The sequence below is a fragment of the Mangrovimonas sp. sgz306409 genome, assembly GCF_059735265.1.
The window spans coordinates 214,250-240,342 of the sequence record NZ_JCAPEU010000002.1; the positions used below are offsets into that span (position 1 = coordinate 214,250).

Genomic DNA, 26,093 nt, shown 5'->3' on the forward strand with positions numbered 1-26,093 from the left:
ACAGCTTAGAACAACCAGGAATAGTAGGTTGTTGAACGAAAAAAAGCTTTTTTGGGATAAAAAGAGGATAAATTCAGTAAATTCAATTGAATTGCAGTTTGCCAGTTTCTGGTAGATAAAATAAAAAACGCCAAGAACCACGCCCAATTTCAGAAGCGCAATGAAGAATTGCTTAGTTTTGTAGGGAAAAGCTATGGTTGGCATAGTACAAATAAAACCAAATATTATCAGATGACTTCAAATTTTAAATACAAAAAATTCCTGTTCATGTTAATGTGTATGGTGTTTGTATCTTCCTTTATGGATGCCCAAAATGCCACTAGTGAATGGAAGTTGCAATTGGCTGTGGGGTTTAATAACCCCATAGATAATGAGAAAGATCCTATTTTTTATACCGAATATGTTAATCTTCCAACGGTAAACATTGGGTTACAACATATGTTTTCGGAGACTTGGGGAGCTAAATTGGATGGTGGCTTCAACAGGGCTTCCAACGCTGAAAATTCAGAAGAGTTTAAGATGAACTATACACGTATCAATCTTCAGGCCGTCTACGACTTTAACAGGTTGATTTGGTTTTGGCCAGAACCCATTGCCATTGTAGCCCATGCAGGTCCTGGGGTAAGTTTTACCAAGCCATTGGGTAATTATGCAGATAACACATATACCTTTGTAAACGCCTTGGCAGGTCTGGAAGTGCATTATGGTTTGTCTAGAACCTTGTCTGTTTATGGGGATTTTGGATATGTGTTCTCTTTTTCGGGAGAAGATAAGTACGACCCCGTTATAGACGGTTATTCATTCCATAGAGATATGATGTATGTCACCATAGGAATTTCTATTTCGTTGAGTGGCTGTTCTTATTGTTAATGAATTTATGAAGCAGGAAAAAATTATTTTGGGAATCGATCCCGGGACTACCATTATGGGGTTTGGCCTCATTAAGGTAGTAGGAAACAAGATGTCTTTTTTACAGCTCAACGAGCTCGATTTGAAGAAGTACGAGGATCATTACCTAAAATTGAAGCTCATTTTTGAGCGTACCATTGAGTTGATTGAAACCCATCACCCAGATGAAATAGCGATTGAGGCTCCCTTTTTTGGAAAGAACGTGCAGAGTATGCTTAAGTTGGGCCGTGCCCAAGGGGTTGCTATGGCGGCAGGTTTGAGTAGGGAAGTACCAATTACCGAATATTCTCCCAAAAAAATAAAAATGGCCATTACCGGAAACGGAAATGCCAGTAAAGAGCAGGTGGCCAAAATGCTTCAAAGTTTATTGGGCTTAAAAACTTTGCCTAAAAATTTGGATGCAACCGATGGATTGGCGGCAGCGGTTTGTCATTTTTACAATCAAGGACGCGTAGAAGTTGGTAAAAGCTATTCTGGTTGGGCCAGTTTTGTAAGGCAGAATTCTTCAAAGATCAATAAGCAATAACCAATTAGCAGAGAAAGTTATGGTTGAAAATCCTTTGGCAGATAAATCGTATCAATTAGCTTTAGCCATTGTTTGTGTTTATAAGGACATTTTAGCTAACCATAAAGAGTTTGTGCTTTCTAAGCAGTTGTTGAGATGTGGTACAAGTATAGGAGCCAATGTAGCAGACGCTAACGGGGCTATCTCAACAGTCGACTTCTCAGCAAAAATGTCAATAGCTTATAAGGAAAGTTTAGAAACCAAATATTGGCTCCAACTTTTAAAAGACTCAGATTATATTTCTATTAAAGTTTTTATGATTTATTTTCGAAAACAGATGAAACATCCAAAATTTTATTTTCAATATTAAAGAAAACCCGTTTAAATAAATAATCAGTGTAGTTTCATTGTTTATTGCTAATTGTTAATTGTCAGGTATCTATTTCCATATCCCGTTTTGTAAGCAAGCATGTTATTATTGCGATTTTCATTTTTCAACCTCTTTGAAGAAGAAGGATGAATTGTTGCAGTGCTTGGTCCAGGAATTAGAAATGCGTCATGAGGAGTTCCAAAATGAAACCATAGAAACCATTTATTTTGGAGGGGGGACGCCTTCGTTATTGACTGCAGAAGAACTTCAGTGTTTATTGGATGCCGTTTATGAGAATTTCAAGGTAGTTGAAACTCCAGAAATTACTTTGGAAGCAAATCCAGACGATTTAACTCCTGAAAAAATAAAAGCTCTGGCCGCTTCTCCTATCAACCGACTGAGTATTGGAATACAATCTTTTTTTGATGAAGATTTAAAGGGGATGAATCGTGCCCACAATGCTGTCGAGGCCAAACAAGCTTTGGAATTGGCGACCCAATTGTTTGATAATATTACTATCGACTTGATTTACGGAATTCCAGATATGGATCTTCAAAAGTGGGATCAAAACCTGCAAATGGCTTTTGATTTTGGGGTACAGCACATTTCCAGTTATGCTTTAACTGTGGAGCCCAAAACCGCTTTGGATTCTTTTGTGAAAAAAGGAACTTACCCACCTGTAGATGAAACTTTGGCTCTTCAGCATTTCAACCATTTAATGGAACGAACCAATGTGGAAGGCTTTGTACATTATGAAATTTCCAATTTTGGAAAACCTGGGTTTTATTCCAAACACAATACCAGCTATTGGCAGGGAAAACCGTATTTAGGGATTGGCCCTTCGGCGCATTCTTTTAACGGGACGACGCGAAGTTGGAATGTGGCCAATAATTCAGCCTACATTAAATCCATTGAAAAAGATGAGTTACCATCTGCAGTTGAGGAACTAAGTGTGGAAGATCAATATAATGAATATGTCATGACTGGACTGCGAACCATTTGGGGCGTTTCATTGGATAAGATTGAAAGAGATTTTGGTCCAAACTTCAAAGAATACATCCTAAAAGCTGCCAAACCTCATTTGGAGCAGGGAGTATTGGCATTTTCATCGGATGAAGGCAATAACTTGCACACTACTTCAAAAGGAAAATTTTTGGCAGACGGCATTGCTTCCGATCTGTTCTTCGTATCCTAAAATTTATGCTTTCAGCCTTGAGGAAATAAAAACAATCCTCAATTAAAAGGCTTATATTTGAAACTAAAGCAAAAAATTAAAGAGAGTACCTAGTAAAATTGATAATTAATGATTGCAACAATACATTATAATTCCAAAAAATATAAAATAGATTTAACTCAGCCCATAGATATTTCAATACCAATGATTTCATCTGTAACAAATGTAAATGCTTGGTATTTGGGGCCACCAAAAATTGAGCCCGTTGTTGAGGATGATTGGGTGGCAAGCGTAGAGGAAGGTGCTGTGATAAATTTCAACAATATTTCCTTTAATCCGCATTCCCATGGTACGCATACGGAATGTGTGGGGCATATTACCAAAAAGGTACATTCCATTAATCAAAATCTGAAACAGTTTTTCTTCATGGCGGAGGTGATTACTGTAGCTCCAGAAAAATTGGGAGATGATTTTGTGATTTCTTCAAAGCAGATCCAAACGGCTTTGGGCAATAAAAAAAGGGATGCGGTTATCATTAGGACGATTCCAAATACAAAGGAAAAACTGTCTAAGCAATATTCACATACCAACCCTACCTATTTATTGGAGGAAACAGCCATTTATTTAAAGAAGAAGGGCATTAAACATTTGTTGGTAGATCTGCCAAGTGTGGATAAAGAAAAGGACGATGGCGAGCTTTTGGCCCATAATGCATTTTGGAACACAAGTGGAAAGTTAAGAATGGACGCTACCATCACCGAATTTATTTTTGTGCCAAACCATGTAGAAGATGGCTCCTATTTCTTAAACCTTCAAATTGCGCCTTTTGAAAATGATGCCTCACCAAGTAAACCTATTTTGTATAAGATAGAATAGTATGAAACAGTCACTAAAAACTGAAGAATTGCTAATGTTTCTTTTGGGGATATATGCATTTCACACTTTAGCCTATAGTTGGTGGTGGTTTTTGGTGTTGTTGATGCTTCCAGATATTGGGATGTTGGGCTATTTGGCTCATCCAAAAATTGGAGCCATAACCTATAATTTATGCCACCACAAAGCTATTGCGGTGGCATTATTTTTATTGGGAGTAAATTTCGAACTTGAAATACTAAAGTTGGTGGGCATTATTATGTTTTCGCATGCTTCTTTTGATCGTATGTTTGGCTTTGGCCTGAAATATTTTGATGACTTTAAAAATACCCATTTGGGAAAATTGAAGTAAGTATGGATATTGAACAGTTGCATAACTACTGCTTGGGCAAACACAAGGCCACGGAAGATTTCCCTTTTGATGCGGACACATTGGTGTTTAAGGTGCTTGGAAAAATGTTTGCTTTGATTTCGCTTGAAAAATGGGAGGCTGGGCAGAAGGCCATAAGCTTAAAATGCAACCCAGAATATGCCATTGAACTTCGAGAGCAATATGATGGTATTATTGTTCCTGGTTTCCATTTAAACAATAAGCATTGGAATACAGTTTACCTTAATGGAGAAATTCCGGTTTCCATGGTTTTAGAGCTTATTGATCACTCTTATGACATGGTTGTAAAGGCCATGCCCAAAAAACTTAGAGAGCAGTTATAAAATTACAGTTCATAACAATATGAAATGATTACAAGGTGCTAACATGTTAAATGTTAGGAAAATATTGTATATTAGTAAGATAAATCTCTTCCCAAAGAATACTGAAATTAAGCTTTTTATAACAACTTCCCCCAAAAGTTTGGTTGTCCCAAATTGAGTTTTTTTGAATTTTTTGTTGTCAATATAGTAATCTTAAAACTTAATTAATTATGAAAACGACCAAACGGATAATGCTATTAGTGGTGTTGTCGCTATTTGTAGAAATGGGCATGGCTTTTGCCCAAGAAACTTCAAAAAGGCCCCAATACGTAACTGTTACCACCATGCATTGGAACATGGACTTAAAGGACTTTAAAATGGAAGAATGGAAAGCTGTTGAAAAGGAGTTTTTGGACAAAGTCACCAGCAAAAATGAACATGTGGTATCCGCCGGATTTTATTTGCATAGAATGACCCCTGACAATACAGAGTTATTGTATGTCCAAGCATTTCCAACATGGAACGATATTGATTTGGCAGCCAATCGCAATGACGAGTTGATAAAGGAGGCATGGTCTTCTGAAAGTGCTAGAAAATCCTTTTTCGAAAAGCGAAACAAGTATTATTCGCCGTATCACTCCGATGAAATTTATGCCACGATGCCCAATGCAAAATTATTCAACGATGATAATATGACCGAGGACAAGATCTTGTATGTAAGAACGGGACATTTTGCTTATCCAAAAGATGGAAATGGCGATGAATTTAAAAAGGCTTTCGATGATTATACGTTGAATGTGTTCCATAAAAATGAATACATCAAAGGGTATTATCCACAGTCTCATGCATATGGGGCGGATAGAACGGTGTTTGTAGAGGCCTTTTATTTAGATTCTATGGCAGATTTGGAGAAGATGTATGATAGAAATGAAGAACTCTACAAAGCTTATTGGAAGGATGAAGCCGCTAGAAAGAAGATGGCAGATTTAGAAGGGAAGTATTTTACTCCCGTGCATAGCGATGCTATTTATACTGCAGTTGCTGGTTTGCGAAAGTGACCAAGATTAAACTTTTATTGTAAAAAGGAGCTTTTTAAAAAGCTCCTTTTTTTATTTAAACACTACTTTTGTGCAAATCTAAACTTGAAACCATGAGCGTATTACAGACATTACAGGAAAGAAGCAATAATACATGCGAATTGTGTGGGGCAACAGAGTATTTAAGCCAGTATACCATTCCACCTTCGTTAAATGAAAATGTCGCCAATGATGTATTGGTTTGTAAGACCTGTTTAGATCAAATTGAAGGCAATGAAGAGATGGATGCCAACCATTGGAGATGTTTAAACGACAGTATGTGGAATGAAAATGTTGCAGTGCAAATTATGGCTTGGAGAATGTTACAGCGTTTACGTAGTCAAGGTTGGCCGCAAGATTTGTTAGATATGATGTATCTGGACGATGAAGCATTGGCATTGGCAAGAGCTACGGGAGAGCATGAAGATGAAAGCAGCAAAATTGTACACCGCGATGCTAATGGCACTATTCTACAAGCTGGAGATTCTGTGGTTTTAATTAAGGATTTAAAGGTAAAAGGCTCCAGTATGGTGGCCAAACAAGGAACGGCTGTAAGACGCATTTCCTTAGATCATGAAAATGCCGAATATATCGAAGGAAAAGTGGACGGGCAGCAAATTGTAATCATCACCAAATACGTAAAAAAGATATAATCATTCGTCATCTTTCTTTCGGTTGAAAAATCCAAAACCGAAAGGAAGGATCAAAAATAGAAAGAAGAACTTTCCACTAATCACGCCATAAAGGGTAATGGGCAAGGCAATGCCCAAAAGGATATAGAGGTGTTTGGTTTTCATAGGCGTTCTGAGGTGTTTCTAAATTGTTTTGGGGATACTGCTTTCACATTTTTGAACTGTCTGTTAAAATTCGAAATGTTATTGTATCCGCACAAATAGCTTATTTCTGAGATAGTGTGATGTTTATTCGATTGTAGTAATCGGCATGCATTCTCAATTCGCAGTTCATTAAGAAACGTAAAATAACTTTTGTTTGTTCGTTTTTTAAAATACTTGCAAAAGGCATTTTTGGTCATTTTGGCAATTTCCGAAATCTCTTCCAAACTAATATCGTTCTGGTAATTGTTCACTGTGAATTCCATGATATCGCGCATGCGAGTACCTTCTGTATTGGTGTAGGTCTTTTCATAAACAAAGGAAGAAAGACTTTTAAATTCAGAGGAGGATGCTAATTGTAACAGTTCTAATAGGATCAAGAATCGATTAAGTTTGGAGCTTTTTTCCAATTGCATGAACAATGCTTTGATTTGATCTTGGTTGGATGTCACCTTAAATCCATGTTCTGCACGTTTGAAAAATGGATGGAGTTCTTTGAGTTCATCCAATTCAAAAAAGTGTTTTCCAAAGGATGCTTTTGTGAAAAATAAGCTCAGCATATGCGAATCTTTTTCAGCTTGGACATGACTTCTAAATACATGTGGAAGATTGCTGCCAATTACCAAAAAATCTCCTTTGGAATAGTGGTTCACACTATCTCCAACTATCAACGTGCCATTTCCCTCAACAATAAAGCTTAATTGAAACTCTTCATGCTGATGTAGCTGGTCATAAAATACAGCAGCAATGTCAACTTGATATACAAGTGAGTGAAATTCTGGCTTTGGTATTTTGAATGGCAAAACTTTCATGCGGATTTAAAATTACATAAATATTAGTCCATTTGGAATCATGACTGGCCTTTTTGGATAATATTGTATCGATTTTGGATAGGGTTGCATCATTTGCAAGTGTTTGGTTTGGCTAGTTTTACATTAAACTAAAAACAATATTATGGCAATGGATTGGAAAGGCGTTTTGCCTGCTATCACAACAAAATTTACCCAAGATGATGAATTGGATTTGCAGATGTTTGAGCATAATCTTAAAGCTCAATTGGATGCCGGTATCCATGGCATTGTATTGGGAGGCACCTTGGGAGAAGCAAGTACCTTAACTGAAAAGGAAAAACAAACCTTGACGCAACATACAATAAAGGTGATTAATGGGAAAATTCCAGTATTGGTGAATATCGCGGAACAAAGTACGAAAGCCGCCATAGCAGCAGCGAAACAAGCAGAAACAGGTGGCGCCGATGCTTTAATGATGTTACCGCCCATGCGTTATAAATCGTGCGAAACAGAAACGGTGGAATATTTTAAGGAAGTGGCAAGCAGTACTGCATTGCCCATAATGATTTACAACAACCCAATTGACTACAAAACAGAGGTTACTTTGGATATGTTCGAAGAGCTATTGCAAACCTGTCCCAATATTGAGGCGGTAAAGGAGTCTACACGCGATGTTACAAACATCACCCGAATTAAGAACCGCTTCGGAGACCGATTGAAAATATTGACAGGGGTGGATACCTTGGCTTTGGAAAGTTTGCTATTGGGAGCCGATGGTTGGGTTGCAGGTTTGGTGTGTGCGTTTCCAAAGGAAACGGTGGCCATTTATGAACTTCAAAAGGCTGGCCGAATTCAAGAAGCCTTGGATATTTATCGATGGTTTTTGCCATTGTTAGAATTGGATATAAACCCTAAATTAGTACAGAATATCAAATTGGCTGAAGTCTATACAGGTTTAGGAACGGAATATGTGAGAAAGCCAAGATTGCCATTGTTTGGAACAGAACGTGCAAATGTGATTCAAATCATAGAAGACAGTTTAAGGCATAGGCCAATTGTACCAGAATACAACTAGAATGATTACAGGAAAAAACTATATAGGAAATCAACTTTCTGCGGGAGGAGAAACAGATTACAAAACTTTCAATCCGCAACTCAATATTGAAAATCCCGTTGAATTTACTGAAGCCACAACTGATGAAATTGACCGAGCAGTAACATTGGCTTCCGAAGCTTTTAAAACTTATAGAAACATTTCCGGTCTTAGAAAAGCTGAGTTTTTAGATGCTATTGCCGATGAAATTCTGGATTTGGGTGAGGAACTTATTGAAATGTATTGCTCCGAATCGGGGTTGGCAAAAGGCAGAGCTGAGGGTGAACGCGCACGAACCATTTGGCAATTGCGTTCTTTTGCCGAATTATTGAAAGAAGGCAGTTGGGTAGAAGCTTCCATAGATACTGCCAACCCAGATAGAACACCCAACCCGAAACCTGATTTACGAAAAATGTTGGTGCCTATTGGACCTGTGGTGGTATTTGGGGCCAGTAATTTTCCTTTGGCCTATTCAACAGCGGGAGGCGATACAGCTGCGGCTTTGGCGGCAGGATGTCCGGTAATAGTAAAATCTCACCCTATGCATTCGGGAACTGGAGAATTGGTGGCTTCGGCAGTGATTAAAGCGGCCGAAAAAACAGGAATGCCCAATGGTGTATTTTCAAATTTAAACAGTAGCGGTATTGAAGTTGGTGTGCAATTGGTGGAGCATCCACAGGTAAAAGCTGTCGGGTTTACAGGAAGTATAAAAGGAGGTCGAGCCTTGTTTGATTTGGCCTCCAAACGTCCCGAACCAATTCCGGTGTTTGCTGAAATGGGCAGTATTAATCCGGTCGTGTTGCTGCCTCAGGCATTGGAGGAAAGAGCTGAAAGTTTGGCGAAAACCTATGCCAATTCGGTGACTTTGGGAACAGGACAGTTTTGCACTAATCCAGGTTTGATTTTAGGAATTAAAAGTTCCGGATTGAACAATTTCATCGAGACCCTTTCGGAAGAAATTTTAAAAATTGAACCTTCGTGTATGCTGCATCCCAATATAAAGGGGGCTTACGATAGGAATAAAGAATCGGCAATACAACAAGATGGTTTGAAGGTGACTGCAAATTATGATGATGAGGTCCAAATTAATTATGCGCAACAAGCAGTAACCACCGTTGATGGTAAGGTTTTTTTGGAAAATCCTACCTTACATCAAGAGGTGTTTGGCCCATTTACAATGGTGGTGCAATGTGAAAATATCGAGCAATTGGAAAAATTGATTCTAAAGTTGGAAGGACAGCTAACGGCTACTTTGATTGCAGAGGATGAAGAGGCGGCTGAATATCCACATATCATTTCAGCTTTACAAAACAGGGTAGGGCGTTTGATTTATAATGGTGTTCCAACCGGAGTTGAGGTTTGTCCGTCTATGGTGCATGGCGGACCTTTTCCAGCCTCTACCGATAGTCGATTTACAGCTGTGGGCGTGAATTCCATCAAGCGTTGGGTGCGTCCGTTTTGCTTTCAGAACTGGCCAGATCAATTGTTGCCCGATGAATTGAAGAATGATAACCCTTTGAATATTTCTAGACTCGTCAATAATATCCAAACCAAAAGCAAATTATAGTATGAATTGTAAATATATCGGCCTCATTATAATACTTGCTCTTTTTGGGTGCCAAAAAGAATCAAGTACAGTGACTCAAGTTCCAAAAGCCAAACAAGAGCTGGATTCCATTATTAAACACTACGAAGATCATAAGGGCTATGACGAAAAAACATATCCCTTGGGGCTCTATACTAAAACGTACTATCAAGCCGAGGCTGAATTTGCCAAATCACAACTTGAGGAGTTAAAGGCATTGGATGTTTCAGGTTTGAGTGAAACAGATCGAATTTCGGCAGAATTGTTGAGTTTCGAACTTCAGGATATTATAGATTATTATGAATTTGAGCAGTACCTCAATCCCTTACTTTCCGATACGGGATTTCACTCCAATTTAACATACGAAGTAAGACCGTTGACCAATTATGAACAAGTAAAGGATTACTTAAATAGGCTGAATGCGATTCCCGAATTTGTAGATCAACATTTTGAAAATCTTCGGGAAGGATTGAAAAAGGGAGTATCGCAACCATTGGTGATTTTTAAAGGATATGAGTCTACCTATGATGATAATATTGTTGAGAATTTTGAGGACAGTTATTATTATTCGCCCTTTAAAAATTTACCACATGGTTTAACAGCACAGCAAAAGGATTCAGTTTTGAGAGCAGCTCAAACGGCTATTGAAACTAATGTAATTCCCGAATTCAAACGTATCAAGACCTTTTTTGAAACCGAATATTTTCCGGCTACGAGAACTACTTTAGGGGTGTCCGAAACGCCCAATGGACAAGATTTTTACCAAAATAGAATCAATTATTACACTACAAGCACTGAATATACGGCAGAGGATATTCATGAAATCGGACTGAGTGAAGTGGCGAGAATTAAGGCAGAAATGGAGCAAATTATTTCAGACTTGAATTATAAAGGAAGCTTTGTCGACTTTTTGAAATTTTTAAGAACCGACTCGCAATTTTATGCCAAAACACCAAGAGAGTTGTTGATGATTGCCCGGGATATGGCCAAGCGGATCGATGCGCAATTGCCGAGGTATTTTAAAACCTTGCCAAGAAAACCCTATGGCGTGGCTCCAGTGCCCGATGCTATTGCCCCAAAATACACCACGGGACGTTATATTGGCACCTCAAAGGAAAGCACGGATCCTGGGTATTACTGGGTAAATACTTATGATTTACCTAGTAGAACTTTGTATACACTTCCGGCTCTTACGGCTCATGAAGCGGTTCCTGGACATCATTTGCAGGGCAGTTTAAACAATGAATTGGGAGATAGTATTCCAAAGTTTAGAAGGAATTTGTACCTGTCCGCTTATGGCGAAGGTTGGGGATTGTATTCGGAATACTTGGCTGATGAGATGGGTATTTACACCACGCCCTACGAAGAATTTGGAAAATTGACCTATGAAATGTGGCGTGCCTGCAGATTGGTGGTAGATACAGGAATCCATGCCAAAGGTTGGACGAGGGAGCAAGTGGTGGAATTTATGGCAGCTAATACAGCATTGTCGTTACATGAAATCAACACCGAAACCGATCGTTACATTTCTTGGCCAGGCCAAGCCTTGTCTTATAAAATTGGTGAACTTAAAATAAGGGAGCTTCGTCATAAGGCAGAAGCAGAATTGGGAACTAAGTTCAACATTCGTGATTTTCATGAAGTCATATTGGAGCAGGGAACCGTTACTTTGGCTATTTTGGAAAGTCGGGTGAACCATTATATAGAAAAGACCAAAACAGGGAAGCAAAACTCCAAGTAACGCCAAGGAAGATATGAGTAAACATGTTTTTGCGTGTATCGATGCCCATACTTGTGGCAATCCAGTTAGGGTGATTAAGGAAGGAGCGCCGCTCCTGAAAGGGAATTCCATGAGTGAAATGCGTCAACATTTTCTGAAGGAATTTGATTGGATTCGCAAAGGCCTAATGTTTGAGCCTCGCGGACATGATATGATGAGCGGTAGTTTGTTGTATCCCCCACATGATCCCGCTAACGACTTTGGAATTATTTTTATTGAAACTTCAGGGTGCTTGCCCATGTGCGGCCACGGAACCATTGGCACCATAACGGTAGCTGTTCAGGAAGGTTTGGTTATGCCTAAAACAGAAGGGGTTATTAAAATGGAAGCCCCTGCAGGAGTAATTCATATTGAATATGGAAAAAATGGCGATAAAGTAGATTGGGTAAAGTTGACCAATGTTACGAGTTATTTGGCTGCTGAAGGTTTGGAAGTAGAGTGCCCAACATTGGGAACTTTGATTTTTGATGTGGCTTATGGCGGAAATTTCTACGCAATTATTGATCCTCAAAAGAACTTTCCTGGAGTTCAGGATTATTCAGGAGCAGAACTTATCCAATTTTCTAAGGTGATTAGACAACGCATTAATGAGTTGTACCCTGATGATTTTGTTCATCCAGAAGATGCTACGATTAGAGATATTAGCCATGTGCTATGGACTGGGAATCCTATAGATTCTGGTTCTTCGGGAAGAAGTGCTGTGTTTTATGGTGATAAGGCTATTGATAGGAGTCCTTGCGGAACTGGAACTTCGGCTAGAATGGCTCAATTGTGTGCTAAAGATAAATTGAAGGTTGGGGAAGATTATATTCATGAGAGCTTTATAGGGAGTACATTTATTGGGCGTATTGAAGAGGAGGTTCCGTTTCATGGAAAATTAGGGATAGTTCCAAGTATTACGGGATGGGCAAAAGTTTTTGGGTATAATACCATTGTAATAGATCCAGAGGATGATCCATATGCTTTGGGGTTTCAAGTGATTTAAATAGTAGGCAATGAGCAAAAGGGTGATTGTTATCGGAGGTGGTATTATAGGGCTGTGTTCTGCATACTATCTCCATAAAGAAGGGCATCAAGTCACGGTGGTTGATCAATCTAATATGGACGGAGGTGCTTCATATGTCAATGCGGGGTATCTGTCTCCAAGTCATATTGTGCCGTTGTCTGCCCCAGGTGTTATGAAGCAAGGCTTGAAATGGATGTTGGATCCTGCAAGTCCGCTTTATATCAAACCGCGATTGGATGCGGATTTTCTCAAGTGGGCCTATGCTTTCAATAAAAGCTGTAATTCAGCACATGTTCAAAAAGCCATTCCCGTTATCAAGAAAATTTCTTTGTTGAGTCAGGAGCTTTATAAAGAGCTTAAAGCTTCCGAAGGATTTACATTTCAATTGGAGCATAAAGGCTTGTTGATGTTGTGCCAAACTGAAAAGATGTTGGAAGAAGAAATCCACATGGCACAGATGGCAAAAAAGGAAGGATTGGATGCTTCCGAAATTAGTTTGGAGGAATTGAAATCTTTAGAGCCCAATGTTGAGTTAAATGTCATTGGTGGGACTTACTATAAATGTGATTCGCATAGTACGCCTCATGAATTTATGACTGAGATGAAAACTTATTTGAACAAAGTAGGTGTTAGGTTTTTGTTGAATGAAAAGGTTGAGGACGTCACTTTGTCTGGATTAAAAATTACCCAGATGCACACTTCAAGCCGAAGTTTAAGGGCCGATGAATTTGTCTTGGCCGCAGGTTCTTGGAGCCCCTTGTTGACTAAAAAAATAGGACTGAACTTATTGCTTCAAGCGGGGAAAGGCTATCGTATCAATACCTCTAGGGAGACAGGAATAGGTATTCCAACCATATTGGCAGAATCCAAAGTGGCCGTTACACCTATGAATGGATTTACGCGTTTTGCAGGAACTATGGAGATTGCGGGTATCAATGATCATGTAAATGAGGTTCGAGCCAATGCAATTGCCAAGGCCGTCCATCAATACTATCCAGACATTAGCTTGACTAAATCTGAAATACAGGAGACGGCTTCAGGTTTAAGGCCTGTAACACCAGATGGGCTTCCATATATAGGCAAATCTTCAAAATGCCGTAATTTAACCATAGCTACTGGCCATGCCATGATGGGCTGGACCATGGGTACGGCCACTGGTAAATTGATTTCTGAGCTTATTTCTGACAAACAATTATCGATGTCTGTGACTTCTTTCTCTCCTGATAGAAAATATTGATTTACAATATGTTAATGTAAAGATAATGGCCTTGGTTTGCCGTTTTCCTGTTGTCTAAAGTTGTTGCATTTGGTCGAAAATAATAGATGATTAGGTTTTAATTTTTGATATTTACCTGTGAGTCAACTGATTAATAGCCCCAGTTTATTTTTTAACCTTTAAAACCTAATTGTTATGAGTCTAAGAATTACTAGTTGCAACAACTTCTTTAAAGTTAAAGGAGCACTTACCAAAAGAACCGTTCACTTATTCCATTCAGAATTTCACAATATTTTTGAAAGAATCAATACCATGACCTTGAGTATCGAAGGTGTTGAGGAAATTGATAAATATGGCATTCAAGCCTTGGTGAAATTGCACAATGAAGCCTTGGACAAAGGGAAAAACCTTTCCATTATAGGAATGGGCTGTGAGGGTTTGTACAATCACTTTAAATCGGAACAATCTGCGGTAGCCTAATTAGCTTAGGGTTTTCTTTTGATGCTTGAAAAAGGCGTCGGCCTGTAATTGCATCAATTCCCTAGCTTTTTTACGCTTGTAGGCGTAGAGTTCTTCCTCTTCGGCAATGTCGCTGTATACTTTATTGTTAATGGCTTTGTCCGTTTGCAATAACATGGAGCGCTCGTTCACCTTTTGCGTTACCCAAGATTTAATGGCAGTTTCGGCATCTTCCAATTTAAAATCATATTCACCTTTAGGGGAAATGAGTTTGGCAAAAATAGGAGCCGTTTCTATGGCCAAAAACAGTAAGAAGATAAAAAAAGAAGGCAGCCATGGAAGTTCTCCCAAGGCATTCACTCTTGCCATCAGACCATCAAAGCCATCGATGATGGGTTGTGAAGTGCTGACTTGGCTGTTGTAATTAGCTTTTAATTGAACTATTTCCGATTCTAAATTTGAAATTTTAAGCCTATTTTCGGTTTTTAGTTGTTGTAATTCGACCAAAGCGGCATCGTGCTTTTCACGTTTTTCTTTATACACAGGACCTTTACCTAAAAGCTTGGTGCCCGCTGTTCCTTCAGCTTCGGAGATGTAGGTGTCGTAAAGAGCATTCACCTCAGTTTCTTTACTGGTAATTTGCTGCTGCAGGTTCTTGATAGAACTTTCCAGCTCCGTGACTTTTGGAGTGTACTGTTCTGCAATTTGGTTTTGGTTGTTGAGAGTCAAGGTATTCTTCTGCTCCAATAATACTTGATTGATTTCCTTTTCAAAGATTTTAAGTTCCAATGGTTTTGAAATCACCACCGCAATAATGATGGCCAAAATTATTCTTGGGGTGGCCTGAAGGAACTCGTCAACTGCACTGTTTCTTTTTTTGATGGTCGACACAATAAAGCGGTCCAGATTAAAAATGAGCAAACCCCATATGAGGCCAAAGAAAATGGAGGCAAAGAGATTGTCGAATACTGTGAAAAGGGCATAAGCCGAAGCAATAAAAGCCATGACTGCCGTGAAAAATACCGTAGCACCAATACCGGCATATTTGTTTTGTTCCCCCGAAGAACAGGTTTCCAAAATATCGCCATCGGCGCCTGAACAGATGATGAAAAACTTTTTTAACATAACGTGTTTGATTTTGATTGATAGACTATTAGAACGTGAAAAGTGGTGAAATGTTACAAAAAAAGGCTTCAATTATTTGAAGCCTTTTTTCTTAAATTTATATGAGGTCTCTTCAGACCATATCAATCCAAAACTGTGATGACAATTGGATAGTATTTTGTTTGACTGCTAGAAGATTTTATATCGAAAATAATAACCTTATCATCTTTCTCTGCTTCCAATAGATATTCCTTGGTAATGGCATTCAACGTATTGCTGGAGATAGATTGGGTAGGTTTTCGGGGAAATTTTATTCTAAAGCTCATTAAATTGGCATTTTCAACAGAGAGGATTAAATTTTTGATGTCTTTTTTGACCATTTCGGTCGGACCAGTTTTTTTACCATTGATAAGTGCATAGGTGGTTTGGCGCGACGAATCACTTTCCGTTTCAAAACTGCTACATAAGTTTGTTTTCTGGGCACCTTTAGATCTTAATTCATCCAAGATATGTTCGGCATAATTTCTGTTCGATTTCGGATCAGTTTTTATAGAAACATGTAGATGTTTGTTTTTTGCCAATAGGGCTTCAATTTCTTCTAGGCTTATGGTTTCATCATTATGGATAAGGTTTCCTTTTTCATCAAGGTAAAGGTCTAATGAGTTTAAATTTTTTTCTTCAGAATTTTGCGTTGCAACGACTTCATTTTTTGTGCTAAAGCCATAGGTGGTAAGTGTAACCATAGGAAGGATTAATATTCCAAGAATCCATGTTTTTGTTGATGAGGTGTTGGTTTTCATAACTGTAAAACGTTTTTTGATTAATAAATAGTTGATAGATGACGATAATTGAAAATTGGATTGTTTTGTGGTGTAGCTCAGTAATAGTTTTTGATATGTTTTAGGGTTGTATCCTTGGTTGAGAACGCCGCGATCGGCTAAAAATTCATGGTTTAATTTAATCTCTCTTTTGAACAAGTAAATAATTGGGTTGAACCAAAACACAACCTTGGTAAACTCTACCAATAAATTGTCGATACTGTGGCGTTGCGTAACATGAATTTGTTCGTGGGTAAGAATTTCATTTGGGATTTTATCTGAGCTGTAAGCGTCACCTTCAATAAAAATATATTTTAAAAAGGAATGAGGAATGGTGCCAATTGGCATTAGCACATAAATCCAATCCTTTTGCGTTAATTGTTCATTGGTCTTTATTTGTTTCGCAATTCTGAAAATGTTCCATAGAAATTTGAAAGCAAAGAATAGAACTCCCAAACCGTAAATACACCAAATAATAGAGGAAGACCAATTGGTTGTATTTTCTTGTGGTATATTGTTGTTTATAGGTATAATTTCCAATAGAGGTAAATCTGTAGGAGAGGTGTGTTCGATGTACGTTGTATACGTTATGAAGGGTATGGCAAAAGGCATGGTCAAACTAGCCAATAGATAATATCTTTTGAACGTATGAAAGCTTTCCTTTACTAGAAATACTTTATAGAACACTATAAAAATTATGAGGCAAGCCGACGAATTGATGAGATATTGCACCATATTATTTCTTTTTGATTTCGTTATCTATAAGCGCTTTTAAATCTTCCAATTCTTCCTTGGTCAAGTCGGTTTCCTGAGTGAAAAAGGAAGCGAATTGAGAGGCGCTGTCATTAAAAAAGTTCTTTATAAGTCCTTTTACGTGTGTAGAGAAGTAGTCTTTCTTTTTAATTAAAGGATAATATTGACGTGACTTCCCGTAGGTATGATACGCTATGAAACCTTTGTCGGTCATTCGTTTTAGCAAAGTAGCGACTGTTGTCTTTGCAGGTTTTGGTTCTGGGTAGGCATCTAGCAAATCTTTCATAAATGCTGTTTTGAGTTCCCAGATATAATTCATTAAATCTTCTTCGGCATTGGAGAGCTTCATGTTCTATGGTTTTAGAATTAGTTCTACTAATGTAGAATAAAAATTTGAAATGTCAAATTCTGAAATTGAAAAGTTCATTTAATACCCTATATTTGGTACGAACACTATCTCAAATAAAATGAATAAGTTGCGTTTATGTGTGTTGGGAATCTCCTTATGCACTATGGTGGCCTTTGGGCAATCGGAGGCTGATATTATCAATCAGGTTAATTTGGATTCCTTGGTTTTAACCGTCAATGAATTTTCTGGGGAACAATCTACGGTTGTTTATGGTAATACCGTTACAATTCTCAATAGGCAGCAGGCAAACAACGATACAGCGGCCGATTATCTAAAACAGAAATTTGAACAGTGGGACAATCTTACGGTTACGGACCAAGCCTTTAATGCCAATGGTAGAAATATTATCGCTACCCAACTAGGCAAAACAAATCCAGACAATATTTATATTATTTGTGCACATTACGATAGTGTGGCCGATTATTGTGCCGATGATAATGCCAGTGGTGTAGCAACCGTATTGGAAATTGCAAGGATTCTTTCTTCCCAATGTTTGGACAATACCATCGTATACGCCCTTTGGGATGAAGAAGAAAACGGGTTGCAGGGATCTGGCTATTATGCCAATTTAGCTTCGGAAAATGATGATAACATCTTGGGAGTTCTCAATATCGATATGATGGGCTATGATGGTAACAATGATAACCATTTCGACATTGATGTTCGAGATTTCGGAAACTCTTTAAGTATGTCTGATGATATTGTGGTATTGCTTAGTACTTATGATTTCAATTTAAATGAAAATGTAGTAAATCCAGGAACTTTGGCTAGTGACCACTCCAGGTTTTGGGATGAAGGCTATTCGGCGGTTTTGGTTGGGGAGTCTTGGGAAACCAATGATCAAACGCCTTATTACCATTCGTCTTTGGATAGAATATCGACATTGAATCTTCCCTATTACCATGAATTAGCAAAATTGATCATGGCCTATATGGTCTCCAAAGGAGGTTTGACAGGAGTAGATTCTGGCATCACTCAAACAGAATCCATATTAACGGTAAATGAAACAGGAGCTACTTATCAATGGTATGATTGTGACGCGAATACACCAATCGATGGCGCCGCATTCCAATCGTTTATGCCTAGTGAAGATGGAAATTATTCAGTAGAAGTAACCAATGGTGATTGTGTGGAATTTAGTGAATGCATTTCATTTAATACGTTGGGAATGGATGCCTTTTTAGAGTCTGAGGTTAAGTTACATCCCAACCCTGTTTTTGATCTTCTGAAGGTTGAGGTAGTTGGAGAAGGTACAACCGAACTAAATCTTTATGATATTAGTGGGAAGTTGGTTTTGAATTCAGAGATGAAAACCAATCAGTCCCAAATTAGTTTGAAACATCTCTCTAAAGGAATCTATCTATTAAAAATACATTCTGGAAAGAAATCCGGGATGTATAAAATTGTAAAGAAATAAAACTCACTTGGGATATAAAAAAAGGTCTAAACTGAATTTTAAGTTTAGACCTTTTTTTAGTGTTATTTAGAAAGTTCTGTAAAGTATTTGTAGAACAACGGAATGGTTTCAATGCCTTTTAGGTAATTCCAAACTCCAAAATGTTCGTTAGGAGAGTGGATGGCATCACTGTCTAAACCAAAGCCCATCAAAATGGTCTTGCTTTTCAGCTCCTGTTCAAACAAAGCAACAATAGGAATACTTCCTCCGCTGCGTTGTGGGATTGGCGTTTTTCCAAAGGTATCGCTATAAGCTTTACTGGCCGCTTGATAGCCAATGCTGTCAATTGGTGTAACATAGCCTTGGCCACCGTGATGTGGTGTCACTTTTACTTTTGCGCCAGCAGGAGCAATACTTTCAAAATGGGTTTTGAATAGGTCTGTGATTTCTTTCCAGTCTTGGTTTGGTACTAATCGCATGGAGATTTTAGCGTAAGCTTTACTAGCAATAACCGTTTTAGCACCTTCACCAATATAACCTCCCCAAATACCGTTCACGTCTAGGGTAGGTCTGATGGAATTACGTTCATTGGTGGTGTAGCCTTCTTCTCCATAAACAGCATCGATGTCCAGTGCTTTTTTATAGTTTTCCAAAGAAAACGGTGCTTTGGCCATTTGGGCACGTTCCTCTTTGCTCAGTTCTTCAACCTTGTCATAAAACCCTGGAATGGTAATATGGTTGTTCTCGTCATGAAGCGAGGCAATCATTTTGGTAAGCACGTTGATGGGGTTGGCCACGGCACCACCATACAAACCTGAGTGTAAATCTCTGTTTGGCCCCATAACTTCTACTTCAACATAACTCAAACCACGAAGTCCAGTTGTGATGGACGGCACATCTTTGGCAATCATTCCTGTGTCGGAAATTAAAATCACGTCGTTTTTCAATTTTTCGTGATTGGCCTTTACAAAATCCCCTAGGTTTTCACTTCCAACTTCCTCTTCACCTTCAATCATGAATTTTACGTTACACGGCAACTGATTGGTATTGGTCATAAACTCCATAGCCTTCACATGCATATACATTTGGCCTTTGTCGTCGCAGGCACCTCTTGCAAAAATGGCACCTTCTGGATGCAGCTCGGTAGGTTTGATGACCGGTTCAAAAGGAGGGGAGGTCCATAACTCTAATGGATCCGGTGGTTGCACATCGTAGTGACCGTAAACAAGTACGGTTGGCAAGTTTTTATCAATTATTTTTTCTCCGTAAACAATAGGATAGCCATTGGTCTCACAAATTTCTACTAAATCGCAACCCGCTGCTTCCAATTGTGTTTTTACAGCTTCGGCAGTACTTAGTACGTCCTTTTTGTATGCGGAATCTGCGCTAATTGACGGGATTTTAAGGAGTTCGATGAGCTCGCTTAGAAAACGGTCTTTATGCTGATTCACGTAAGATTGAATGTTTTCCATAATTAAATTTGAATTTGATTCAAAAATACAAAAAGCAGAGCGATTTTTTCTTGAAAGAAAGGTTTGTATATTCAAAGTTATTTATATATTTGCATCCCGAAACTAAGACTTATTGCGGGCGTGGTGGAATTGGTAGACACGCTAGACTTAGGATCTAGTGCCGCGAGGTGTGGGAGTTCGAGTCTCCCCGCCCGCACAATAAGCGAAAAGCTTCTCATTTCTGAGAAGCTTTTTTTATTTGCACGCTTCCCTAATGATTTAAATCATTTTATCCCACTAATAATTAGTATATTTTAGAATTGGAAATTATGAGCTATGAAAGCAATATGTTTCTTTTTAGGTGCCTGTCTTCTGGTGTCTTGCGGGAGCGATGACGAAAAAACGCTTCCCAAAAAGCAAGATCTTACCGAGGCAGTGTACTCTTCTGTAGTCATTCAACCGGACAGTCTGTATGAGGCATATGCTATTGTTTCTGGTATTTTGGAAGACAATTTGGTGGAAGAAGGGCAGAAAGTTTCTAAGGGGGATAAAATCATTCAAATAACCAATAATGCACCTGAGTTAAATTCTCGAAATGCGAAATTGGCCCTCGATTTGGCTAAAGATAACTACAATGGAAGTGCTGCCGTATTGCTGGGGATTAAAGAGGAAATTGCGGCTGCGGAATTGAAATATAAGAATGATTCCATTAATTTTTTTAGGCAAAAAAATCTTTGGGAACAGAACATTGGCTCAAAATTGGAGTATGATACCAAGGAACTCAATTACCAACTTTCAAAAAATAACTTGCAATTGCTGCAAAGTAGGTATGATCGTACCAAAAATGAATTGCAAACAGCGCTAAAACAGGCCGAAAATAATTATAAAACTTCCCTAATCAATACCACGGATTTCACCATTAAAAGTGAAATAAACGGCATGGTGTACGCGCTTTATAAAAACAAGGGGGAGATTGTAACTACTATGGAGCCCATGGCTTCTATTGGGAGTGCCGATGATTTTGTGATTGAAATGTTGGTTGATGAGGTGGATATTGTGAAAATAGAATTGGGGCAAAAGGTCATTGTGAGTCTGGATGCCTATAAAGGAGAGGTTTTTGAGGCAAGTGTGTCTAAAATTTTGCCAAAAAAGGATTTGCGGAACCAAACATTTACAGTTGAAGCGGAATTTGATCGTCTACCTAAGAAGTTGTACTCCGGATTATCTGGAGAAGCCAATATTATCATTAGGGAAAAGGAAGCGGTACTTACCATTCCAAAATCTTATTTGACGGATAAGGGAGAAGTAAAAACGGATAAGGGTCTTGTTGCTGTAAAAACCGGTCTGGAAAATCTTGAATCTGTAGAAATTTTGGAAGGCATAGATGCCGATACGGCGATATACAAACCAGATGGCAATTAACTGGAGGGTCATATTGGCCATTGCGAAAACGCATCTGCTGAGTAAGATCAAACAGACTTCCGTGGCAGCACTTGGGGTGACTTTTGGCATTGGTGCCTATATTACTTTGGTCTGTTTTATGACAGGATTGAATAAAATGTTGGATGGCTTGATTTTGAATCAAACCCCACATATCCATATCTATAGTGAAATTGAACCCTCTAAAGAACAGCCCATCGCAGCCTATGAAACTTTGGAGAATAGTTTTAAGGTGGTCCATTCTATAAAACCGAAGCAAAGCCAAAAGAAGATTCACAATGCCTTACCAATTATGGCCTATATCAACAAGGATAAAAGGGTGAAAGGTGCTATTCCACAAATAAAATCCAATATATTTTATATTTCAGGTTCTATTGAGCTCGGCGGAAATTTGAGAGGGGTAGAGCCTTTGGAAGAAGCACGTTTGTTTGACTTTCAAAATTATGTGGTTAAGGGAAGTCACGAAGATTTGCATAAGGTAGATAATGGTATTTTATTGGGCTCTGGCATTGCCAAAAAGATGTCTCTAAAACTGGGAGACAAAATTCAGGTCAGTACGATCAAAGGAGATGTATTCCCTTTGAAAATTGTTGGGATTTATCAAAGTGGCTTGGCTGAGGTGGACGACATTCAAAGTTTTGCGACCATTAAAACGGTACAGCGTATTTTAGGCGAAGCAGAAAATTATATCACCGATATCAATGTGAAGCTCTACAATATTGAAGATGCTTATGGTATGGCTCAAGAAATGGAACATCAATTTGGTTTAAAAGCGGTGGATATCAAAACAGCCAATGCTCAGTTTGAAACGGGTACCTCAATTCGGAATTTAATTACCTATGCGGTTTCCATTGCGCTCTTGATTGTGGCTGGCTTTGGGATTTATAATATCCTAAACATGTTTATTTATGAAAAGATGAATGACATCGCCATTTTAAAGGCAACTGGATTTTCAGGGAAGGATGTGCAATATATTTTTATGTGTCAGGCCTTGATCATTGGTTTAGTTGGAGGTTTGTTGGGGTTACTTGTTGGATTTGGGCTTACCAGTTTGATTGATACCCTACCGTTTGAAACTGAAGCGCTCCCAACTATCAAGACGTTTCCTGTGAATTTCGATCCTTGGTTTTATGTGATCGGAATCACTTTCGCATTAGTCTCTACCTTTTTTGCGGGTTATTTGCCATCCCGAAAGGCTAAAAAGATAGATCCTGTTAAAATAATTAGAGGTCAATAATGAGTACAGTTCTGGAGACAAAAAATATCAATAAATATTTTAGGAAGCCCGTGTTATTTCATGTGCTGAAGGATATCAATATGTCTATAAAGAAAGGGGAATTCACTTCTATTATCGGGAAATCTGGCTGTGGAAAGTCAACTTTGCTGTATATTTTGTCTACCATGGATACGGAATATGAAGGAGAGCTTTATCTGAACAATGAATTGGTGACTGGACAACATCATAACAAGCTGTCCTACTTAAGAAATAAGCACATTGGTTTTGTATTTCAGTTTCATTATTTATTGTCTGAGTTTTCTGTTTTGGAAAATGTCATGTTGCCAGCAAAAAAATTAGGAGAGAAGACTTTGGAGGAAATTGAGCATGATGCTAGAAACAAGTTGGAAATCCTCAATATAGGGCATTTGGCAGACAAAAGAGCCTCTAGAATTTCTGGGGGAGAAAAGCAACGTGTTGCGATTGCTAGGGCTTTGATTAATAACCCGTCTATTATTTTAGGTGACGAACCCACGGGGAATTTGGATAGTCACAATTCCGAAAATGTATTCAATGTGTTCAAGCAGCTTTGCGATGAACAAGGTCTGTCTCTTTTGATTGTTACCCATGATGAGGATTTTGCAAAAAAGACAGACCGAATTATCACTATGAGTGATGGGGTGATTATCTCTTAAGGGGTTTCGCTATTTAAGTTTAGTTTTCCTGTTTTTAGACCTTTCCCGCTTACGGTTAATTCAATGTCCCCAGCTTGGGTTGTGGATTGTACCAAGACAACCAATTTTCCACTGAATAATTTCATGGTTGGTAAATGAAATAGCTCAAGGGAAGTGGCATCGCCATTACAGGCAGCACGGTATGTGCCTTTGCCTTTTACTTTAAAATCTAATTGATTGGTCGCGGTTGGGCATGGAATGCCATTTTTGTCTACAACAGATACGGTTACAAAAGCGATGTCCTCACCATTGGCTTTGATGGTTTTTACATCGGGCTCTAAAATTAATTGATAAGGCTTGCCTGCGGTTTTGATTTCTTTTTCGGCGGCAGTCCTTCCGTTTTCATCAAAAGCTACAACTTTTAAGGTGCCTGGTTGGTATTTGACATCTTTCCACATTAAACGGTACCGGTTTTGATGTGTTGTGGAATCCTTTTTTTGAATACCAAGACTTTTTCCGTTAAGGAATAATTCGGCACTGTCATAACTGGTATACACAAATACCGGTGTAATTTCTCCTTCGCGCCCTTCCCAATTCCAGTGAGGGAGTATGTGCAACGTTTTGTCTTCGGTGTTCCATCTGCTTCTGTAAAGATAGTAGCGGTCTTTGGGTAAACCGGCCAAATCATTAATACCGAAATAAGAACTACGGGAAGGCCAGGCTTCATCGTAGGGCGTGGGTTCTCCTAAATAGTCAAAACCAGTCCAAACAAATTCTCCAATGACCCAAGGTTTGTCATCCTGAAGTACAAAGTCGTCATCTGGTAAATTGGACCAGCTACAATATTCCAAATCGTAGGAAGAGGATTGGAAATCTGGGTAGGTTTTCATGCTGGCAATTTCCACAGGGAATTTGTAAATACCACGAGAACTCACTGTCGAGGCTGTTTCGGAACCTAAAATAAACCCTTGAGGAAAGGTTTCATGAGCTTCTTCATAAAGGTGCACACGATAGTTCAATCCGGGAATGTCCATGATAGCTCCAAAGCCATTTTCCATCACGGCTTTTACTTGGTCCATCCCAACCGTGACAGGGCGTGTTGGGTCTTCTCTGTGAAAAATATCCTGTAACCACTTAGCGCGTTTTACACCCTCCGAGCCCCATTGGTCTGGCACTTCGTTTCCGGAACTCCACATGACGATTGATGGATGGTTCCTGGTGGCTCTTACTAAATTCACCACGTCTTTTTCGGCATAGTCATCAAAATAGAGATTATAGCCGTTTTCCACCTTTGGTTTTTTCCATTCGTCAAAACTTTCTGCTAAAAACATAAAGCCCATCTCGTCACAAAGTTCCAGTTGTTCCATTGAAGGCATGTTGTGGGAGCTCCTAATCGCGTTGCACCCCATGTCTTTTAAAATGCGCAATTGCCGTCTCAAAGCCGAAGTGTTCACGGCAGCTCCCAATGGCCCTAAATCATGGTGTAAACAGACCCCTTTAAATTTGGTGACTTCGCCATTTAAGCTAAATCCAGTATTGCGATCGTAAGCAATGCTTCTCACTCCAAAGCGGGTGGAGATTTTATCTTTAAGAACATCTCCTGCGTATAATTTGGATACGGCAGTATATAAATAAGGGGTTTCGGGACTCCATAAGTTAGGGTGTTCCAAAGCAATATTTTGGTCAAATTCATTGCCGTATATGGCTTCGGAAGTGTTTGAGGCAACGATGGTTCCGTTGGCGTCTAAAATATCGGTTACCAAGCGCAGTTGTTCTCCAGAAACTTTTGTTTTGATATTCACTTTGGCTAATTGGTCTGATATGATTGGAGTTGTAATGTATGTGCCCCAATGGTCAATGCTTTGTTTGTCTTTTACAATGATTTGGACTTTTCTGTATAAGCCGGCACCAGGATACCATCTAGAAGATAGACCTCTGTTACTCAATTTAACTGTTAGTGTGTTCGTTTTTGAATTGGAAATATGTTCGGTGATGTCAAAATAAAAATATGCATAGCCGTATTTCCATTCGCCTACTTTCGTTCCGTTGATAAAGACTTCCGGTTCACTCATGGCGCCTTCAAAGGCAATCAATACTTTTTTGTTTTGGTCAGCATTTGGAAGGGTAAATTTGGTTCGGTACCAAGCTTCTCCAATATAGGGGAGGGAGCCTGTGCGTCCAGTTTTTTCGGTAGCTACGGTTTCGCCATTTTGTTCAATAGCGACTACTTGTTTGTCTATTTCCTTATCAAAAGGACCGTAAATAGCCCAATCATGGGGCACGGTAACTTCTTCCCATGAATTGTCATTGTACTTCGGGGAAACAGCTTCAGGGTGAGGGCCTTTGTTGAATTTCCATCCATCTCTCAAGGTGATAACCTCTCTCGTTTGTGCGTTTAGAGCGGTTTGAAACATAATTGCTATCAGGATGAGCGATATATATTTAATGCTGAATTTCATTTTGAAAGTG

Annotated in this window: 26 protein-coding genes and 1 tRNA gene; 20 read left to right on the plus strand and 7 right to left on the minus strand. The window is 38.8% G+C overall.

Going from position 1 to position 26,093, the window contains the following annotated elements; all coding sequences use genetic code 11:
- Nucleotides 1-231 precede the first annotated feature (231 nt).
- The 9 genes from AC6I5C_RS04340 to AC6I5C_RS04380 all read left to right on the plus strand — a co-directional run bounded on the left by AC6I5C_RS04340 (nucleotide 232) and on the right by AC6I5C_RS04380 (nucleotide 6,253).
- Nucleotides 232-870 carry a putative outer membrane beta-barrel protein gene (locus tag AC6I5C_RS04340; protein WP_497904095.1) on the plus strand — a complete coding sequence of 213 codons (639 nt, stop codon included), beginning with the start codon at nucleotides 232-234 and terminating at the stop codon, nucleotides 868-870.
- Nucleotides 871-877: 7 nt separating this feature from the next.
- On the plus strand, nucleotides 878-1,435 hold the full coding sequence (ruvC, locus tag AC6I5C_RS04345; RefSeq protein WP_053976208.1) for a crossover junction endodeoxyribonuclease RuvC: 558 nt from the start codon (nucleotides 878-880) through the stop codon (nucleotides 1,433-1,435).
- A gap of 19 nt (nucleotides 1,436-1,454) precedes the next feature.
- Nucleotides 1,455-1,784: a four helix bundle protein gene (locus tag AC6I5C_RS04350; RefSeq protein WP_497904096.1), complete on the plus strand. Its 330-nt coding sequence runs from the start codon at nucleotides 1,455-1,457 to the stop codon at nucleotides 1,782-1,784.
- A gap of 58 nt (nucleotides 1,785-1,842) precedes the next feature.
- Complete coding sequence (gene hemW / locus AC6I5C_RS04355; RefSeq protein ID WP_497904097.1) at nucleotides 1,843-2,979, plus strand: radical SAM family heme chaperone HemW; 1,137 nt, start codon at nucleotides 1,843-1,845, stop codon at nucleotides 2,977-2,979.
- A gap of 108 nt (nucleotides 2,980-3,087) precedes the next feature.
- Nucleotides 3,088-3,834, plus strand: coding sequence for a cyclase family protein (locus AC6I5C_RS04360; RefSeq protein WP_497904098.1), 747 nt, complete (start codon nucleotides 3,088-3,090; stop codon nucleotides 3,832-3,834).
- Nucleotide 3,835: 1 nt separating this feature from the next.
- Nucleotides 3,836-4,183: a DUF4260 domain-containing protein gene (locus AC6I5C_RS04365; protein WP_497904099.1), complete on the plus strand. Its 348-nt coding sequence runs from the start codon at nucleotides 3,836-3,838 to the stop codon at nucleotides 4,181-4,183.
- A gap of 2 nt (nucleotides 4,184-4,185) precedes the next feature.
- A complete protein-coding gene (locus tag AC6I5C_RS04370) occupies nucleotides 4,186-4,545 on the plus strand; it encodes an MmcQ/YjbR family DNA-binding protein (protein ID WP_076662387.1) in 360 nt (119 codons plus the stop codon).
- A 209-nt stretch (nucleotides 4,546-4,754) separates the two neighbouring features.
- Nucleotides 4,755-5,582, plus strand: coding sequence for a hypothetical protein (locus AC6I5C_RS04375; protein WP_497904100.1), 828 nt, complete (start codon nucleotides 4,755-4,757; stop codon nucleotides 5,580-5,582).
- 92 nt (nucleotides 5,583-5,674) lie between these two features.
- Complete coding sequence (locus tag AC6I5C_RS04380; protein ID WP_497904101.1) at nucleotides 5,675-6,253, plus strand: PhnA domain-containing protein; 579 nt, start codon at nucleotides 5,675-5,677, stop codon at nucleotides 6,251-6,253.
- Here the strand turns inward: AC6I5C_RS04380 and AC6I5C_RS04385 are convergent, their stop codons facing one another.
- Both AC6I5C_RS04385 and AC6I5C_RS04390 read right to left on the minus strand, forming a co-directional pair.
- On the minus strand, nucleotides 6,254-6,397 hold the full coding sequence (locus tag AC6I5C_RS04385; RefSeq protein ID WP_497904102.1) for a hypothetical protein: 144 nt from the start codon (nucleotides 6,395-6,397) through the stop codon (nucleotides 6,254-6,256).
- Nucleotides 6,394-7,245 carry an AraC family transcriptional regulator gene (locus tag AC6I5C_RS04390; protein ID WP_497904103.1) on the minus strand — a complete coding sequence of 284 codons (852 nt, stop codon included), beginning with the start codon at nucleotides 7,243-7,245 and terminating at the stop codon, nucleotides 6,394-6,396. The genes AC6I5C_RS04385 and AC6I5C_RS04390 overlap by 4 nt, the downstream gene beginning before the upstream one ends.
- A gap of 142 nt (nucleotides 7,246-7,387) precedes the next feature.
- Here AC6I5C_RS04390 and AC6I5C_RS04395 point away from each other — a divergent pair, with 142 nt between their 5' ends.
- From AC6I5C_RS04395 to AC6I5C_RS04420, 6 genes are all read left to right on the plus strand, one after another.
- Nucleotides 7,388-8,299, plus strand: a complete 912-nt coding sequence (locus tag AC6I5C_RS04395) for a dihydrodipicolinate synthase family protein (protein WP_497904104.1) — start codon at nucleotides 7,388-7,390, stop codon at nucleotides 8,297-8,299.
- Nucleotide 8,300: 1 nt separating this feature from the next.
- Nucleotides 8,301-9,884, plus strand: a complete 1,584-nt coding sequence (locus AC6I5C_RS04400) for an aldehyde dehydrogenase (NADP(+)) (protein WP_497904105.1) — start codon at nucleotides 8,301-8,303, stop codon at nucleotides 9,882-9,884.
- A 1-nt stretch (nucleotide 9,885) separates the two neighbouring features.
- The gene (locus tag AC6I5C_RS04405) at nucleotides 9,886-11,643 is read left to right on the plus strand and encodes a DUF885 domain-containing protein (protein WP_497904106.1); all 1,758 of its coding nucleotides are present in this window, start codon (nucleotides 9,886-9,888) and stop codon (nucleotides 11,641-11,643) included.
- A gap of 13 nt (nucleotides 11,644-11,656) precedes the next feature.
- Nucleotides 11,657-12,667, plus strand: a complete 1,011-nt coding sequence (locus AC6I5C_RS04410) for a 4-hydroxyproline epimerase (RefSeq protein ID WP_497904107.1) — start codon at nucleotides 11,657-11,659, stop codon at nucleotides 12,665-12,667.
- A gap of 10 nt (nucleotides 12,668-12,677) precedes the next feature.
- The gene (locus tag AC6I5C_RS04415) at nucleotides 12,678-13,925 is read left to right on the plus strand and encodes an NAD(P)/FAD-dependent oxidoreductase (protein ID WP_497904108.1); all 1,248 of its coding nucleotides are present in this window, start codon (nucleotides 12,678-12,680) and stop codon (nucleotides 13,923-13,925) included.
- 174 nt (nucleotides 13,926-14,099) lie between these two features.
- A complete protein-coding gene (locus AC6I5C_RS04420; RefSeq protein ID WP_053976194.1) occupies nucleotides 14,100-14,384 on the plus strand; it encodes an STAS domain-containing protein in 285 nt (94 codons plus the stop codon).
- Here the strand turns inward: AC6I5C_RS04420 and AC6I5C_RS04425 are convergent, their stop codons facing one another.
- The 3 genes from AC6I5C_RS04425 to AC6I5C_RS04435 form a co-directional block, all read right to left on the minus strand.
- A complete protein-coding gene (locus tag AC6I5C_RS04425) occupies nucleotides 14,385-15,488 on the minus strand; it encodes a DUF4407 domain-containing protein (protein ID WP_497904109.1) in 1,104 nt (367 codons plus the stop codon).
- 122 nt (nucleotides 15,489-15,610) lie between these two features.
- Nucleotides 15,611-17,020, minus strand: a complete 1,410-nt coding sequence (locus tag AC6I5C_RS04430) for a M56 family metallopeptidase (protein ID WP_497904110.1) — start codon at nucleotides 17,018-17,020, stop codon at nucleotides 15,611-15,613.
- Nucleotide 17,021: 1 nt separating this feature from the next.
- On the minus strand, nucleotides 17,022-17,387 hold the full coding sequence (locus AC6I5C_RS04435; RefSeq protein ID WP_497904111.1) for a BlaI/MecI/CopY family transcriptional regulator: 366 nt from the start codon (nucleotides 17,385-17,387) through the stop codon (nucleotides 17,022-17,024).
- Nucleotides 17,388-17,505: 118 nt separating this feature from the next.
- Between AC6I5C_RS04435 and AC6I5C_RS04440 the strand changes: the two genes are divergently transcribed.
- Nucleotides 17,506-18,864 carry a M28 family peptidase gene (locus AC6I5C_RS04440; RefSeq protein ID WP_497904112.1) on the plus strand — a complete coding sequence of 453 codons (1,359 nt, stop codon included), beginning with the start codon at nucleotides 17,506-17,508 and terminating at the stop codon, nucleotides 18,862-18,864.
- A gap of 62 nt (nucleotides 18,865-18,926) precedes the next feature.
- Here the strand turns inward: AC6I5C_RS04440 and AC6I5C_RS04445 are convergent, their stop codons facing one another.
- Nucleotides 18,927-20,315, minus strand: coding sequence for a dipeptidase (locus AC6I5C_RS04445; RefSeq protein ID WP_497904113.1), 1,389 nt, complete (start codon nucleotides 20,313-20,315; stop codon nucleotides 18,927-18,929).
- A gap of 114 nt (nucleotides 20,316-20,429) precedes the next feature.
- Here AC6I5C_RS04445 and AC6I5C_RS04450 point away from each other — a divergent pair.
- The 4 genes from AC6I5C_RS04450 to AC6I5C_RS04465 all read left to right on the plus strand — a co-directional run bounded on the left by AC6I5C_RS04450 (nucleotide 20,430) and on the right by AC6I5C_RS04465 (nucleotide 23,645).
- Nucleotides 20,430-20,511 (plus strand) — tRNA-Leu (locus tag AC6I5C_RS04450).
- A gap of 119 nt (nucleotides 20,512-20,630) precedes the next feature.
- Complete coding sequence (locus AC6I5C_RS04455) at nucleotides 20,631-21,716, plus strand: efflux RND transporter periplasmic adaptor subunit (RefSeq protein WP_497904114.1); 1,086 nt, start codon at nucleotides 20,631-20,633, stop codon at nucleotides 21,714-21,716.
- Nucleotides 21,706-22,971: an ABC transporter permease gene (locus AC6I5C_RS04460; protein ID WP_497904115.1), complete on the plus strand. Its 1,266-nt coding sequence runs from the start codon at nucleotides 21,706-21,708 to the stop codon at nucleotides 22,969-22,971. The genes AC6I5C_RS04455 and AC6I5C_RS04460 overlap by 11 nt, the downstream gene beginning before the upstream one ends.
- On the plus strand, nucleotides 22,971-23,645 hold the full coding sequence (locus tag AC6I5C_RS04465) for an ABC transporter ATP-binding protein (protein ID WP_053990920.1): 675 nt from the start codon (nucleotides 22,971-22,973) through the stop codon (nucleotides 23,643-23,645). Before AC6I5C_RS04460 ends, AC6I5C_RS04465 begins: the two co-directional genes overlap by 1 nt.
- On the opposite strand, the gene AC6I5C_RS04470 is transcribed toward AC6I5C_RS04465, so the two are convergent.
- The gene (locus AC6I5C_RS04470) at nucleotides 23,642-26,083 is read right to left on the minus strand and encodes a DUF4982 domain-containing protein (RefSeq protein WP_497904116.1); all 2,442 of its coding nucleotides are present in this window, start codon (nucleotides 26,081-26,083) and stop codon (nucleotides 23,642-23,644) included. The genes AC6I5C_RS04465 and AC6I5C_RS04470 overlap by 4 nt on opposite strands.
- Nucleotides 26,084-26,093 lie beyond the last annotated feature (10 nt).